A 15,505-nucleotide genomic window follows, 5' to 3' on the forward strand; every position below is an offset into this window, starting at 1 on the left:
AATTCCTCTTTTTCATATTATGGCAATCCTGTCAAATATATTATTTGCAAAGATTGCTTCAGGTATCTGTGGATTTGTGAAAGACTGGTATCCCATATACAACTTCCACCACTTCATCAGCTCTCTGCGCAGCAGCCTGATTGATTTTTCCCAGATATTCCAGATAAGAATCCATATCTCCATCAAACACAACCGCATCTGAAAAAATCTCATTTGTAACGATTACCACATGAGCAGCCTGTTCCAGCAGATTCTCAATCCCTTTTGTAACTTCCGAAACTGTCCGGTCATGGGCTCCCTGCTCTTCAAACATTTCATTTGCCACCAGATTCGACATACATTCCAGAAGCACCACACATCCGGCAGGCAGTTTCACATTTTTGAGCCCTGTATAGCACTCAACTGTCTCGAAACCTTTTCCTGCACGCATCTTTTGGTGTCTCTCGATCCTTTTATGGCTCTCTTCATCAAAAGGGTGCATGGTCGCTATGTAAATCCTCTGTGCATCCCCGAAAGAAAGCACCCTGTCTTCCGCAAAAGCAGATTTTCCGCTCCCGCTCCCCCCTGTCACAAGCGTCAGCATTATTTCAACTCCTCATACTGTTCCACATGGATATCATCAAAAGTACTCATAGAATGATAAACCGCTGCTGCCAGATCAAGGATCGGGAATAAAGCTACTGCTCCGGTTCCCTCGCCCAGACACATATCCGCATGAATGATTGCCTCTTTCCCCATATTCTCAAGGATCAGATGGGCAGCAGGCTCTTTTGATACATGGGATGCAAGAATATAATCCCTCGCAGCCGGGCAGATACGCATGGCGATCAGCGCAGAAACACAGGAAATAAATCCGTCCATGACTACAGGAATACCATAAACCGCACCTCCCAGAAAGACACCTGCCATTCCAGCGATATCAAGACCGCCTACCTTTGCCAGAACATCAATGGCATCCTCAGGATCCGGTTCATTTAATGCAATGGCTTTTTTGATCGCATTGATCTTGCACACAAGTCCCTCGCTGGTCAGACCTGCGCCGCGCCCTGTCATCTCTTCCACCGGCTGTTTCAGCAACACAGAAGCAACTGCACTGCTGGTGGTTGTATTTCCGATTCCCATTTCCCCTGTTGCCAGAATTCGGTAGCCCTTATCATTCAGTTCCCTTACCATGTCAATGCCTGCTTCAAGCCCCTTTACAGCCTGTTCTCTTGTCATGGCAGGACCCTTGGTCATATTCTGTGTACCATAGGCAATTTTATGGTCTGTGCGGACTTTTGTGTCCGTCACCATCCCCATATCCACCGGAAAAATCTCCGCATGGTTCTGCTTACACATCACACCGACAGATGTGTCATATTTCAGAAAATTCTCGGCAACGATGGCAGTAACTTCCTGTCCGGTCTGTGTCACACCCTCTTCTACCACGCCATTATCCGCGCACATGGCGATCAGACCTCTCCTGGAAAGATCCACCTCTGCGTTTCCTGTAATTCCCGCGATCTGGATCAAAAGAGTCTCCAGTTTTCCAAGAGAATGCAGTGGTTTTGCAATACTGTCCCATCTTTTCTGTGCAATCTCCATGGCATTGTGATCTAATGGCTTAATCTTTGCAATAGCTTCTTCCAGAGTCATGAGTTTTCCCTCTCTTTTCCTTCATTATTTTGATTTCCCTGTTGTGAACACAAAAAATTTACTGAATACATAATTCAGTATCAACACAATAAACTGTGTCAGGAATTTCCCAATCATATCATTAAGCCCCATCACTGACACAAGCAGCCATACACCGCCAACCTCGATCACCATAGTGACCAGTCTGGCACTGACAAATTTGCAGAATGGCTGAACATGATCCTTCAATGTCTCGCATTTATCCTGAAAAACATACTTCGAATTTACCACATAGGCAAACAGGATCGCCAGGATGATCGAAATAATATTGGCGATATTCAGCTCCACCTTCAGCTTTCTGAGAATGAAAAAGCTGACCAGATTTACCATAGTGGTACATCCGCCAAAGAAAATATAGCGGATAACGGAACTTTCATACATTTTTCTGATCCATTGCTTCATAAAATATATCCTCTCAGTTCTGTATATTTCCATTCTTAATTACTTTTGAAATAATATATCTCGGTCTGCGCTTTACTTCTTCATAAATCTTGGAAATATAATATCCAATGATCCCAAGACTGATCATCATGGCACTTCCCACCAGAAGCAGCACCATCAGCAGGGTGGTATAACCTTCCACTGCAGAACCTGTAAAATACTGCACAAGCGAATAGACCATAAGTACCAGCGAACAGATAAAACATATCGCTCCTGTGATTGTAACAAACTGCAGCGGAAAAGTAGTAAATGCCACTATATTTGTAAACGCATATTTCACCAGCGCCCAGGGAGACCACTTGGAAACGCCGGCCTCTCTCTCCTGCACCTCAAATTCCACACTGGTAGTCTTATATCCCACCCAAGAAGAAGTAGCCCGAAAGAACATATTCCTCTCAGGCATAGACAGAATACTGTCCACAGCCTTCCTGTCCATCATCTTAAAATCCGAGGCATCCTTCATATTCACCTTAGTTGCCTTAGACATGATATCATAGAAAAATCCTGCACATTCTTTATGTAAAAAGCCCTCTTTTCCTCTGTCTGCCTTCACGCCCTCGATCACTTCATAGCCTTCCTGCCACAGCCTGTACATCTCAATAAGTGTCTGCGGCGGATGCTGCAGGTCACAGTCCATGACAGCCACCACATCTCCGGTAGCCTGCGCCAGTCCTGCAAAAATCGCTGCTTCCTTTCCGAAATTTCTGGAAAAAAGAACGCCTGTCACATTCGCATCCCTCTCTCCTGCCTTCTGAATTTCTTCCCATGTCCGGTCGCCGGAACCATCGTTTACAACCACCAGCTCATAGGGAATCTTCGCTTCTGTAAGAACTTCCGCCAGCACCCGACAGGTTTTCCCAACCATCAGCTCCTCATTATATGCCGGAAGTACCACTGATAATTTACTCATGATGTCATTCCTCATTTTGTTTCATTCATTTACAACAGACCAATTTCTCATTCACTGTCTGTTATTCCTATAAATATTTTCTATAATGTCAGGGGCAAAAGGTATTTTGCTCCTAAGCACTTTACAGCTCCTGCAATTCTTATTTCTACTTTATTATACACAAATTTACAGAAATGTCCATTCCAACAATCTGCATACTCCAGTGTGTCAAACACTTCACAGGATAGTAGCACGTATATTACTGTTCTCTTCGTTCTCAGTAACGAGACTCAAATTCATTCCAGACTTTCCTGAAGCAATGGAATTTGAATTACTTTTTCTTCCTGAACACCAGCATTACATATATAGCCAGCCCCAGAACAGAAAGAAGCATTCCCGCTTTCAGGTAAGGTGTGCAATATGTAAGGCGTATCTCATGTGAACCAGGTTCCAGTTCCAGAGCCATAAACATGGTATTCGCCTTCTGAAGCTTCGTTTCTTTCCCGTCCACATAAGCCGTAAATCCCTTACTGTACGGAACAGACAACACAAGAGCTTTCTTTTCGGAAACACTGATATCCCCTGTAATCTCATTCGTTCCCATTTTTACATTCTCGAGAGCTTCTTCACCCAGCTTCACAGTTTTTTCCTCAATCCCCTGCACCGGCTGACTCACAACCCTTAATTTATCATAGGTATAAACACCCGTATTGGCAAAGGTGATCGTCATAGTACGAACTCCTGATCTGGAATATCCCATATTGCAGAGAAAATCATGCCGTCCACTGTAGGCATTATACTTATCCGTAAAAATCTTTATGGTCTTGGTCACATCATTGGAGCTGACTGTCATAGCCGCTTCCTTTGATTCCTTCCAGTATCGCCACCGGCTGTCCTCATCAAGAACCTTATTTTGGTCATACTCAGACATCTTCTTCCACTGACTGTTACCAATCAGTTCTCTCGGTGAAAGACTGTCATAATCCAGATTATCTGCGATCAGGTAATTCTCACTGTCCGTAAGACCATGGAACACAAGCTTCATCTGCGCCCCTTCCTTCGTCACCCTGATTGCTCCCTTAGACAGAGCGCAACCATCCCCTGCCTCCATACGATACTGGATATTCTCATTATCAGCATCAACAGATGCCTCAGGCAGTGTACTCTCCTCAAGCACCACACCGTCCATCAGAGCCTGCTGCTTTTTTACCACATCCATTTTCTCATATTCCGATACAGGAATATAACTGTCATAAGTATAACCCAGAGGCAGTGCATTCTCATTCTCATAAGCCCTGCACTCACTTTTCCCCTTTCCTGCAGAACCTTTCTCCCTGTTATATCCATAGGAAAGATAGCGGAAATTATCACCACTTATCACAAAATACTTCACAGAAGCCAGCCTGTCCAGAATCGTCCTTCCGTCCAGGTTCTCATAATGCTGCTCCCATGGCGTATTCAGATACATTTCACTGAAAAAATCACTGATACTGCTGTTTGCAAGACTGAAATAATAAGCAGTACTGTTCGTACCCATATACATAGAAGTATTATCATAGGGCAATGCCCCATACTGGTCATAACGATAGACACCTGAATCCCCGGCAGCAAGAACCGCCTTATCCGTATTCGACTCCAGCTTATCCAGCGACTCCTCTTCGGCTGCAAACTCTGACAGATAATCCTTCTCATAAGAATACTGATAAGAAACATTCAACATAATGCTCACCACAAGCAAAGCACTGAGAAGCCCGCACATATACTTCCCCTGCAGAAAAATATTTCCAAAAGAAGTAACCGTAAACACAGCCAATACCAGAACCAGCACACCTGCCATATTTCTCTGTGTCCTTGCAGCCTTCGCAAACAGAGCCAGCACACAATAGACCACGACCATAACAAAAATCTTCTTTTTCTCCCTGACAGTCAGAGTAAACAGCTCAGGATACGCCTTCACAAAAATATATGCGATCATCATCCCATAAGCCCAGATCCACCTGTTGGACACATAAGAGAAACCATTGAGCACATGCCCTGCAAAAGGCACCAGCAAAAACAGATTCAACAGCCCAAACCCTAATTTCAGATCCAGATACTTCTTCTTCCTGGAGAAAAGCACAAACACACCCGCCATAGCAACAGCAGAATACCCGGCAACCCCCCACTGGATCATATTCTCCCCGATCAGATCACCCAGATACTTCTCATAATAAATTTTATCATATAAAAGAGGCACATAATTCTCAGCCTGAAACCTGTCCGTACCAAAAATCGTCATGATCACCGGAAGAAAAATAACCGCCGCGATCATCAAAGCCACCGCATAATAGCCGATAAACTTCACCAGCCATCCCAGAACATCCTTCACACTTCTCTCACTGAAAATCCCAAAATACCGGAAAGCCGCATAAATAAACATAAAAATACAGATCATATAAAAGAAATAGAAATTCGACATAGCCGAAACCGCAGTCGCCCAGATAAACAGCCATGGCTTCTCCCTCTTATAAATCTTATCAATCCCCATCAGAACCAGTGGCAGATAAATCATAGGATTGGAAAAATACGGATGCTTCATAGCCGCATAAATCGTCCATCCCGCAAAAATATAGATCAACGTTCCCATAAACGTCGCCTGCTTCGGATTCTTATGATAAAAACAAAAAACACTAAAAGAAATCCCTGCCAGATAGATCCTCAGAAAAATCAGAACCTCATACAAAACCTCCGTCTTATCCGCCGGCACAAACACAGACAACAAAGTCAGCGGATCCCCGATCACATAATAATGCAAAGTTGTAAGAATATCTGAACCATACCCGATATTCATATCCCACATAGGCAATTCCAGCTTATGCTCTACAAAAATCGTATGCAGAACCTCCCTCAGATACCGCCCATAATACGCCAGAGAATTCAAATGCTGCGGAATCCCATCATGACTCCACACCAAAGACTTCCCATTACCCGCAAACTGATAATAGATAAAAAAAGAAATAACCCCAAATACAAGCGTATATAATAAGTAGAAATCCTTCTTACTATCCCTGCTCACAAATTTCCTCATAACCGCTCCTTTATATTCTATCATTCTAAACCGAGTTATAAAGTTCTCACTGATTATAGACAAATATCCAATACTTGTCAAATTTATAGCCAACATTATTTCATTGTTTAAGAACGACGAAAGTATTTAAATCAGCCAACAACCAGCCGGGGAATGACAGAACATCTGAGGCGAATCTCGAGGGTTCATGTAATTTCTTAGTATTTGGAAAGCCGCGTTATTCAGAAATTGCTCACTGTTTGAGCGAAGCGAGTTTGAGCAATTTCTGAATGTTTTTAGCGGTTTTTCAAATACTTAGAAATTACATGGTTCCGAGACTGAGCCTCAGATGTTCTGCCATTCCCCGGCGTCCCCTTTTTAAGCAATACATAAAAGGACCGCGATACAAAAAGTACCGCGGCCCACATATATCGTCTGGACACTATAAATAGCTCTATCTATTTATTTTTTAATGATTTATAAACTTGTTTACAGTCGTTCAAAAACCGAAAAGATTATTCAGCGCTATGAAGAGCGATCAGCTTCTGCAGATATTCAAATCTAGCCTTAGCCTCAGCCTCATTCTTAGCAAACAGTCTTGCAGCCTTCTCAGGATTCTGACGTTTCAGAGAGTTGTAACGAACCTCACCGTCAAGGAATGCCTGATAATCTTCCATGCTCGGAGCCTTGGAATCAAGAGAGAACTTGTTTCCTTCAGCTGCAGGATTGAATCTGAAGTTATGCCAGTATCCAACCTTAACTGCTAATTCTTCCTCTGTCTGAGCTTTTGCCATACCTTTCTTAATACCATGGTTGATACATGGAGCATAAGCGATGATCAGAGATGGTCCCGGATAAGCCTCAGCCTCTGCAATAGCTTTTACAGTCTGGTTGAAGTCAGCACCCATGGAAATCTGAGCAACGTATACATAGCCATAGCTCATAGCGATGGAAGCCATATCTTTCTTCTTAGTCTCTTTACCGCCTGCAGCGAACTGAGCGATAGCACCTGTAGGTGTAGACTTGGAAGACTGTCCACCTGTGTTAGAATAAACCTCTGTATCGAATACCATAACGTTGATGTCACGTCCACTAGCGAGAACATGGTCAACACCACCGAATCCGATATCGTAAGCCCATCCGTCACCACCGAAGATCCACTGGGATTTCTTAGCCAAGAAATCTTTCTGAGCAAGGATTTCTTTTGCTTTGTCACATCCGCAAGCTTCAAGAGCAGCAACAAGTTTGTCTGTAGCAGCGCCGTTTGTAGCACCTACAGCAAATGTATCCAGCCATTCCTGACCAGCTGCCTTAACGTCTTCGTTTGTTCCGTTAGCAACAACATCTTCAACTTTTGCTTTTAAGCCATCGCGGATAGCTCTCTGAGCAAGAAGCATACCATAACCAAACTCAGCGTTATCTTCGAACAGAGAGTTGGACCATGCAGGACCCTGTCCCTTAGCGTTTACTGTGTATGGTGTAGATGGTGAGGAGTTACCCCAGATAGAAGAACATCCTGTTGCGTTTGCGATGTACATTCTGTCACCGAACAGCTGAGTGATCAGTTTAGCGTATGGTGTTTCACCACATCCTGCACAAGCTCCAGAGAACTCAAGCAGAGGCTGTTTGAACTGGCTGCCTTTAACAGTTGCTTCTTTAAATTTAGCGATAACATCTTCTTTAACCGGCAGTTTAACTGTGTAGTCAAAGTATTTCTGCTCGTCTGCGCTTGCTTCAAGGTTTTCCATAGCAAGTGCTTTCGCACCTTTCTTACCTGGGCAAACGTTTACACAAGAACCACATCCTGTACAGTCAAGTGCGGATACGGACATTGTGAATTTGTATTCTTTCATACCTGTAAGGTCTAATGTCTTCATGCCTTCAGGAGCATTAGCTGCTTCTTCAGCTGTCAGAGCTACAGGACGGATAACTGCGTGCGGGCAGACATAAGCACATCTGTTACACTGGATACAGTTTTCAGGATTCCATACAGGAACGTTAACTGCGATACCACGTTTTTCATATGCAGCAGAACCGGATGGTGTAGTACCGTCTACATAATCCTTGAATGCAGATACAGGTAAGGAGTTACCTTCCTGAGCATTAACTTTAGCCTGGATATTGTTAACGAAATCGATAACATCCTGACGTCCTTCTGTTGCATGAGTCATATGAAGACCTTCGTCCTCAGCGTTCTTCCAGCTTTCCGGAACCTGGATCTCTACAACCTGTTTAGCACCAGCGTCGATAGCTGCCCAGTTCTTCTGTACGACATCATCACCTTTACGTCCGTATGTTGCCTTGGCAGCAGCTTTCATAAGGTCGATTGCCTGATCTTCCGGAATGATTCCTGTCAGTTTGAAGAATGCAGACTGAAGGATTGTGTTGATACGTGTTGGTCCCATGCCAGTTTCAATACCGATCTTAACACCGTCGATTGTGTAGAATTTGATATTGTGGTTAGCGATGAAAGCTTTTACCTGTCCTGGTAAATGTTTCTCAAGACCTTCCATATCCCATGCACAGTTAAGGAGGAATGTACCACCGTCAACAAGTTCCTGAACCATGTTGTATTTGTTTACGTAGGATGGATTATGACATGCTACGAAGTTTGCTTTGTGGATCAGGTATGTGGATTTGATCGGTTTCTTACCGAAACGTAAGTGGGACATTGTAACACCACCGGACTTCTTGGAGTCATAATCAAAGTAAGCCTGTGCGTACATGTCTGTGTTGTCACCGATGATCTTGATGGAGTTCTTGTTGGCACCTACAGTACCATCAGCTCCCAGACCCCAGAATTTACAGTTTGTTGTTCCTTCAGGAGTTGTTACGATCGGAGCACCTGTCTCAAGGGAAAGGTTAGTAACATCATCAACGATACCGATTGTGAATTTTTCTTTAGCAGTGTTCTCATAAACAGCTACGATCTGTGCAGGTGTAGTATCTTTGGAACCTAAACCATAACGTCCGGAGAATACTTTTACGCCGCCGAATTTGCTGTCTTTTAATGCTGCTACAACGTCAAGGTACAGTGGCTCGCCAAGTGCACCCGGCTCTTTAGTTCTGTCAAGAACTGTGATCTGTTTTACAGATTCCGGAATTGCATCGATGAGTGCCTGTGCGCAGAATGGTCTGTAAAGACGAACTTTAACAACACCGACTTTCTTTCCTGCTGCTGCAAGGTAGTCGATTGTCTCCTCGATTGTATCGTTTACAGAACCCATAGCAACGATTACGTGTTCTGCATCAGCAGCTCCGTAGTAGTTGAATAATTTGTAATCTGTACCGATCTTAGCGTTAACTTTGTCCATGTATTCCTGAACTACTGCCGGAAGAGCATCGTAGTATGGGTTACATGCTTCTCTTGCCTGGAAGAAGATATCAGGGTTCTGAGCGGAACCTCTCTGGCATGGGTGATTTGGATTCAGGGCATGGTTACGGAATTCAGCGATTGCTTCCAGATCTGCCATATCCTTAAGATCTTCATAATCCCATGTCTCGATCTTCTGGATCTCGTGAGATGTACGGAATCCGTCGAAGAAGTTGATGAACGGAACTTTACCTTTGATTGCTGCAAGGTGAGCAACAGGTGTTAAGTCCATAACTTCCTGTACAGAAGATTCGCAGAGCATTGCGCATCCGGTCTGACGACAGGCCATAACGTCGGAGTGATCACCGAAGATTGAAAGTGCGTGGGAAGCAAGTGCACGTGCAGATACGTTGAATACTGCAGGTAACTGCTCACCGGCAATTTTGTAAAGGTTCGGGATCATAAGTAACAGACCCTGAGATGCTGTATATGTTGTTGTTAAAGCACCTGCTGCCAGAGATCCGTGTACAGCACCTGCTGCACCAGCCTCAGACTGCATTTCAGTTACCTGAACTTCCTGTCCGAAAATGTTCTTTCTTCCCTGGGTTGCCCATTCATCTGTTGCTTCCGCCATAACAGATGAAGGAGTGATCGGGTAAATAGCGGCTACATCTGAGTATGCATATGAAGCATGAGCAGCTGCATGGTTACCATCCATGGTTTTCATCTTTCTTGCCATAGTTTGTTTTTCCTCCTTAAAGGTTGATGAAAATTAATTATTTATTTCAAGGCATAAGTAAAATATACCTCAAATTTCATTGTAGATTATAACATAATCTTCTGCCTGTGTCCAATTTGTTTTGACATATTTTGTATCTTATAAGGTACAAAGCAGGGATTTTCTGTTATTTCAGTAGTAAATATGTGCATTTTTCAAGTTGTTTATAACTAACATTATGCAGATATGCCAAATTTGGGACGAATCAGGCAGATAAAAGTAAAAAAAGGAGGCTCTACGCCTCCTCCATGATCTGCTGTATTGTTTTTCTCTTAAGGAGACTTATCAGTTCATCCTGTACAGATAACAATTCTCTATGTACCAGACATGGCAATCCATCCTGTCCGTCTCTGACACAGTTATATTTCGGATCCAGACATTCGATGATAAACATATCCGGATCAATCGCTGAATAAACCTCATATAAAGTCAACTCATCCAGTCCCCTGTTCAGAGAATAACCACCATGTACGCCTCTGTATCCCTTCACGATCTCTGCCTTCTGAAGTTTCTTCAGGATCTTATAGGCAAAAGGAGCTGTGATTGCTTCTTTCTCACAGATATCGGATACGCTCAGTCTGCTCTCTCCCCAAAGCGCACGTACCACTCGAACTGCATAATCGCACTCTCTTGTAATAAACATAGTCTTTGCAACCTCTCTAAAATTAATTATCCTTTACTGTCCACATCGCTGTTTTGCATAAAACAATGGAAACAGTAATCGTTATTTCTGTCATATCAATGCCTCATATTTCTGTCTGTCAAGAGGCTATATTTATTCTATATTATAACAGTGCTTCTTTTTTTTGTAAATAAAAGAACCCAAAAAAGCAAAAAACAGTTGCAAATTTCCCAATTTACGGTACAATGATAAGCGGTTGTAACTTATATAATAGGAAATAATGTAACTGTTTCCTGCGAAAGATACGTTTTCCATAAACAATCTGCCGGACAGTTACTGCAAAACAATAATTTCACGAAAAAGAGGTATGATATGATTTCAGCAAACAATATTACATTGCGCGTAGGTAAAAAGGCCCTCTTCGAAGATGTAAATATCAAATTTACTGAGGGCAACTGCTACGGTCTCATCGGTGCAAACGGTGCCGGTAAGTCCACATTCCTTAAGATCCTTTCCGGACAGTTAGAGCCTACCAACGGTGACGTTGTTATCACTCCCGGCCAGCGTCTCTCTTTCCTGCAGCAGGATCACTTCAAATATGATGCATATACAGTTCTGGATACTGTTATCATGGGTAACAAGAGACTGTATGAGATCATGAAAGAAAAAGATGCTATCTATGCAAAAGCGGACTTCACTGATGAAGACGGTATCCGTGCCAGTGAACTGGAAGGCGAATTTGCAGAGATGAACGGATGGGAAGCAGAATCTGATGCTGCTACTCTTCTGAATGGTCTTGGAATTGAAACCGATCTCCACTATTCCCAGATGGCTGACCTTACAGGAAGCCAGAAGGTCAAAGTTCTTCTGGCGCAGGCACTGTTTGGTAATCCAGACATTCTTCTTCTGGATGAGCCTACCAACCACCTTGACCTGCCTGCTATTGAATGGCTCGAAGAATTCCTGATCAACTTTGACAACACTGTCATCGTTGTATCCCATGACCGTTACTTCTTAAATAAAGTATGTACTCATACAGCAGACATCGACTACGGCAAGATTCAGCTCTATGCCGGAAACTATGACTTCTGGTTTGAGTCCAGCCAGCTCCTCATCAAACAGATGAAGGAAGCCAACAAGAAGAAAGAAGAGAAGATTAAAGAACTTCAGGAGTTTATTTCCCGATTCAGTGCCAACGCTTCCAAGTCCAAACAGGCGACTTCCCGTAAGCGTGCCCTGGAAAAGATCCAGCTTGACGATATGCGTCCGTCCAGCCGTAAATACCCATACATCGACTTCCGTCCAAACCGCGAGATCGGTAACGAAGTCCTTATGGTGGAGAACCTTTCCAAGACCATCGACGGTGTAAAAGTTCTGGATAACATTTCTTTCACACTCGGACATGATGACAAAGTAGCTTTTGTTGGTGCTAACGAACAGGCAATCACTACTCTGTTTAAGATCCTGGTCGGTGAAATGGAACCGGATGAAGGAAATTATAAATGGGGTGTTACCACTTCTCAGGCATATTTCCCTAAAGACAACACTGCAGAGTTCGATAATGACCTTACTATTACAGACTGGCTGACACAGTATTCCGAGATCAAGGATGCTACTTATGTTCGTGGATTCCTCGGACGTATGCTCTTCCCCGGTGAAGACGGCATCAAACGTGTACGCGTTCTTTCCGGTGGTGAGAAAGTCCGCTGTCTTCTTTCCAAGATGATGATCTCCGGTGCAAACATTCTCATCCTTGATGAGCCAACCAACCACCTCGACATGGAGAGCATCACAGCACTGAACAACGGTCTGATCAAATTCCCGGGTGTTATCCTTTTCACCTCACATGACCATCAGTTCGTACAGACAACAGCCAATCGTATCATGGAAATCCTTCCAAACGGAACCATGATCGACAAGATCACTACTTACGATGAATATCTGGCAAGTGATGAGATGGCTAAGAAACGTCACGTATTCGAGATCAACGAAGAGGACGCTTCCGATAACTAAAGAATAAAATAACAGGGTACGGCTTAGCCGTACCCTGTTATTTTATTCTGTCTTCATGATAATATCCGCCAGCTTTCCGCCTGTCACCTTAAGCAGATCAGCAAGGGGAACCTTCAGTGTCAGTCCGATACGGCCGCCACTCACATAAATCTCTTCAAATTCTCCTGCAGATGCATCAAACACAACAGGATAAGGTTTCTTCATTCCCAGCGGACTGCAGCCGCCTCTCACATATCCGGTAATCTTTGTAATATCCTTCACATGGATCATGTCCACTGTCTTCTCACCGACAGCCTTTGCAGCCGCCTTACGGTCAACTTCCTTTTCAATCGGAACTACAAAAACGAAATAACCGCCGCTCTTTCCTTCCATTACCAGAGTCTTAAAAGACTGGTCATAGGGAGCACCAATCTTATCCGCACTGTGGATCCCGTCAATAAATTCATCACATTCATAGGAGAACGCCTCATATTTAACCTTCTGTCTGTCCAGCATTCTCATTGCATTTGTCTTAGCTTCTTTTGCCATTTTTTCTCGCCTGTCCTTTCTGTCCTCTGGCATATATTGATTCCTCCACGTCTCTGTCCTGAGACTGCTCAAAACTCTGGTCTTGTCTCAGTTCCTGATTTCGCCTGTAAATCTGCTCAGTGCTTTCTTCATCAACCGTTTCTTCATCCTCTTCATCAGAAACCGGTTTGTTGATAGCAAACTGAATCAGCATACCCAGAACTGCAAATCCCACACTCATTCCCAGTCCATAGGGAATATCTGCCAGATTTCCAAGCTGTGCAAGGGAAACCCCTGCCATAATACCACCGATCAGACTTGTAGCCACGATCAGCACTTCCCTGCAGTATTTCACCGCCATGGAACCAAGAGCTACGCCGATCAGAATACATGCAAAAAATACTGCGGAGCTGGTAGGATGCAGGAAATAAATACTGGCCGCCCAGCCGATACCTGCTGCCAGGATAAACACACCTGCCTTATAGATCAGAAATGCAATCACTGCGAACACAACTCCTGCCGCCAGTGCTGCGATCAGCATTGTTGATTTCTCCTGTATTCCCATTGTATGTACAACCACCAGCGCAAGACCGCCACCTACCAGAAAACCTCCCAGCATCATCCAGAAACGCAGAAGCCTGTATCCCAGAATACAGTTCAGCACTCCAAACACAAGGATCACTGCAAATATTACCATCATAAAACGATTCACCAGATCTGAATCCATAAAACTCCCGGCAATACTCAGCGCATTTCCAAATATATCTGTCATATTAACCATAATTTTCAGTCACTCCTTTTAGTTATATATTTATAGCGTTCCTTATCATCAACTGACACATCTGAGCTAAACCCGTCAGAACATGAAGTATAAGGTCTTCATATTGTCGATCACGCCGTAATGATAGGAAATCTGTGACAGCCCATGGACTTCCATATAATATTTTGCGATATCTTGGATATGATTACTGTCGATCAGATCCATATATGCCTCATCATAAGCCCCCTGGCTGCCAAACTTAAAGCGTACCACCGCAGCATCACTGTCAATGCGCAGTCTGCACAGGTCATATACACTGCTCCAGTCATAGGTATCAAAACAGGCGCCGTTTCTCACATAGAAATTCATGTCAGTCGCTGTACACGCAGGAACAGGAAACTCATCAGAGGCCGTATAATTCTCCTCGTACTCCTGTGGGAACGGACACAGATAATCATAGATCGTTGTCTTATGCTCTGCCCGCAGCGTGGCATCACCCTCCAGAAAGTCCGGCTGGTCCCCATTGGTGGCATCCACATAATAATACTGTCCGTTCAGCTCTACAATATTCCAGGCATGTCCCTGGGTACTGTTTGCAGCATCACCCTCCACATAAATACAGGGGATATCCAGACGCTCCAGCAGATACTGCACTGCTCCCGCATAGCCCGCACATACCGCCTGTTTCTTCCAGAAAGCTCCTGCTATACTCTGGTCATCATCAGAGATCACATATTCTGTATTGTCTATGACATAAGTATAAACAGTCATTACCTTCGTGTAATCATCAGCACCATCCGGAATCTGCGATAACACCTCCTGATACGCATTCTCCATAGCCTGCGTGATCTCCTGTCTCTGCTCCTCTGTATAAGTATATCCCGGAGAAAACTGACAGTAATCTCTGCCCGAATAAGTCGTCTTATAAACTTTCTCCCGGTTATGTACCCAGAACAGCTCCGGATGATCCTTCAGCACTGCATGATACACTCTGTCTATCTCATTATCTCCTGAGAGAGACAGATAAAATTTATCCTCAAAGCTTCTGATTCCTTCCAGGATCTCGCGGTAGCCTCTCTGTTCATTCTCATTAAGAAGGCCGAAATAATACTCCCGATGTCCTTCATTCGTCTGCGCTACCTCCTGCTTTTTAAGAGTCCTTACTTCCCCCGGTTCCTGCAAAGCTCTTCCGCCGATGATCAGTCCACCGGCCAAAAGCACCACCACAGGCACCATAAGAATCAGACGCAGCCCGGAAAATCTCTTTTTGCTCATTCAATAATCCTTCTTGGTTATTATTCTATAAGTCTGATATTACATTACTATTTCATTCTGTTTTGTCACATTTAGAATTGTTATTCGTTACTGTTCACTCCGTTCACAGTAACTTAGCCAAAATTCATTCCGAATTGCCTGCGGCAATGGAATTTTGGCTTGTATGTCTCGGGATTTTGGCATATTC

At 43.8% G+C, this 15,505-nt stretch carries 11 protein-coding genes; 1 reads left to right on the top strand and 10 read right to left on the bottom strand.

Going from position 1 to position 15,505, the window contains the following annotated elements; translation table 11 throughout:
- Positions 1-58: 58 nt before the first annotated feature.
- The 7 genes from LJE11_RS05590 to LJE11_RS05620 all read right to left on the bottom strand — a co-directional run bounded on the left by LJE11_RS05590 (position 59) and on the right by LJE11_RS05620 (position 10,784).
- Positions 59-583, bottom strand: coding sequence for a bifunctional adenosylcobinamide kinase/adenosylcobinamide-phosphate guanylyltransferase (locus LJE11_RS05590; RefSeq protein WP_008703285.1), 525 nt, complete (start codon positions 581-583; stop codon positions 59-61).
- A complete protein-coding gene (gene cobT, locus LJE11_RS05595; protein WP_008703286.1) occupies positions 583-1,635 on the bottom strand; it encodes a nicotinate-nucleotide--dimethylbenzimidazole phosphoribosyltransferase in 1,053 nt (350 codons plus the stop codon). The genes LJE11_RS05590 and cobT overlap by 1 nt, the downstream gene beginning before the upstream one ends.
- Positions 1,636-1,659: 24 nt before the next feature.
- Positions 1,660-2,076: a GtrA family protein gene (locus LJE11_RS05600; protein ID WP_008703288.1), complete on the bottom strand. Its 417-nt coding sequence runs from the start codon at positions 2,074-2,076 to the stop codon at positions 1,660-1,662.
- Between the two features lie 13 nt (positions 2,077-2,089).
- Entirely contained in the window at positions 2,090-3,025 is a 936-nt protein-coding gene (locus tag LJE11_RS05605) for a glycosyltransferase family 2 protein (RefSeq protein WP_008703290.1), read from the bottom strand.
- A 310-nt stretch (positions 3,026-3,335) separates the two neighbouring features.
- A complete protein-coding gene (locus LJE11_RS05610; RefSeq protein WP_008703292.1) occupies positions 3,336-6,071 on the bottom strand; it encodes a YfhO family protein in 2,736 nt (911 codons plus the stop codon).
- Between the two features lie 494 nt (positions 6,072-6,565).
- Positions 6,566-10,102 (bottom strand): pyruvate:ferredoxin (flavodoxin) oxidoreductase, encoded by a 3,537-nt coding sequence (nifJ, locus tag LJE11_RS05615; RefSeq protein WP_008703294.1) that lies wholly within the window; start codon positions 10,100-10,102, stop codon positions 6,566-6,568.
- Between the two features lie 274 nt (positions 10,103-10,376).
- A complete protein-coding gene (locus tag LJE11_RS05620) occupies positions 10,377-10,784 on the bottom strand; it encodes an RrF2 family transcriptional regulator (protein WP_008703296.1) in 408 nt (135 codons plus the stop codon).
- Positions 10,785-11,135: 351 nt separating this feature from the next.
- On the opposite strand from LJE11_RS05620, the gene LJE11_RS05625 reads away from it, so the two are divergent.
- Complete coding sequence (locus tag LJE11_RS05625; protein WP_008703297.1) at positions 11,136-12,776, top strand: ABC-F family ATP-binding cassette domain-containing protein; 1,641 nt, start codon at positions 11,136-11,138, stop codon at positions 12,774-12,776.
- A 42-nt stretch (positions 12,777-12,818) separates the two neighbouring features.
- Here the strand turns inward: LJE11_RS05625 and ybaK are convergent, their stop codons facing one another.
- From ybaK to LJE11_RS05640, 3 genes are all read right to left on the bottom strand, one after another.
- Entirely contained in the window at positions 12,819-13,304 is a 486-nt protein-coding gene (ybaK, locus tag LJE11_RS05630) for a Cys-tRNA(Pro) deacylase (RefSeq protein WP_008703300.1), read from the bottom strand.
- Positions 13,288-14,064, bottom strand: coding sequence for a TM7S3/TM198-like domain-containing protein (locus LJE11_RS05635; RefSeq protein WP_008703301.1), 777 nt, complete (start codon positions 14,062-14,064; stop codon positions 13,288-13,290). Before LJE11_RS05635 ends, ybaK begins: the two co-directional genes overlap by 17 nt.
- Before the next feature lie 75 nt (positions 14,065-14,139).
- Complete coding sequence (locus LJE11_RS05640) at positions 14,140-15,318, bottom strand: transglutaminase domain-containing protein (RefSeq protein WP_008703303.1); 1,179 nt, start codon at positions 15,316-15,318, stop codon at positions 14,140-14,142.
- Positions 15,319-15,505: the final 187 nt, after the last annotated feature.

It is taken from the genome of Blautia sp. DFI.1.216, assembly GCF_020594215.1.
In the GTDB taxonomy this organism is placed as follows: Bacteria; Bacillota; Clostridia; order Lachnospirales; family Lachnospiraceae; genus Blautia_A; species Blautia_A wexlerae.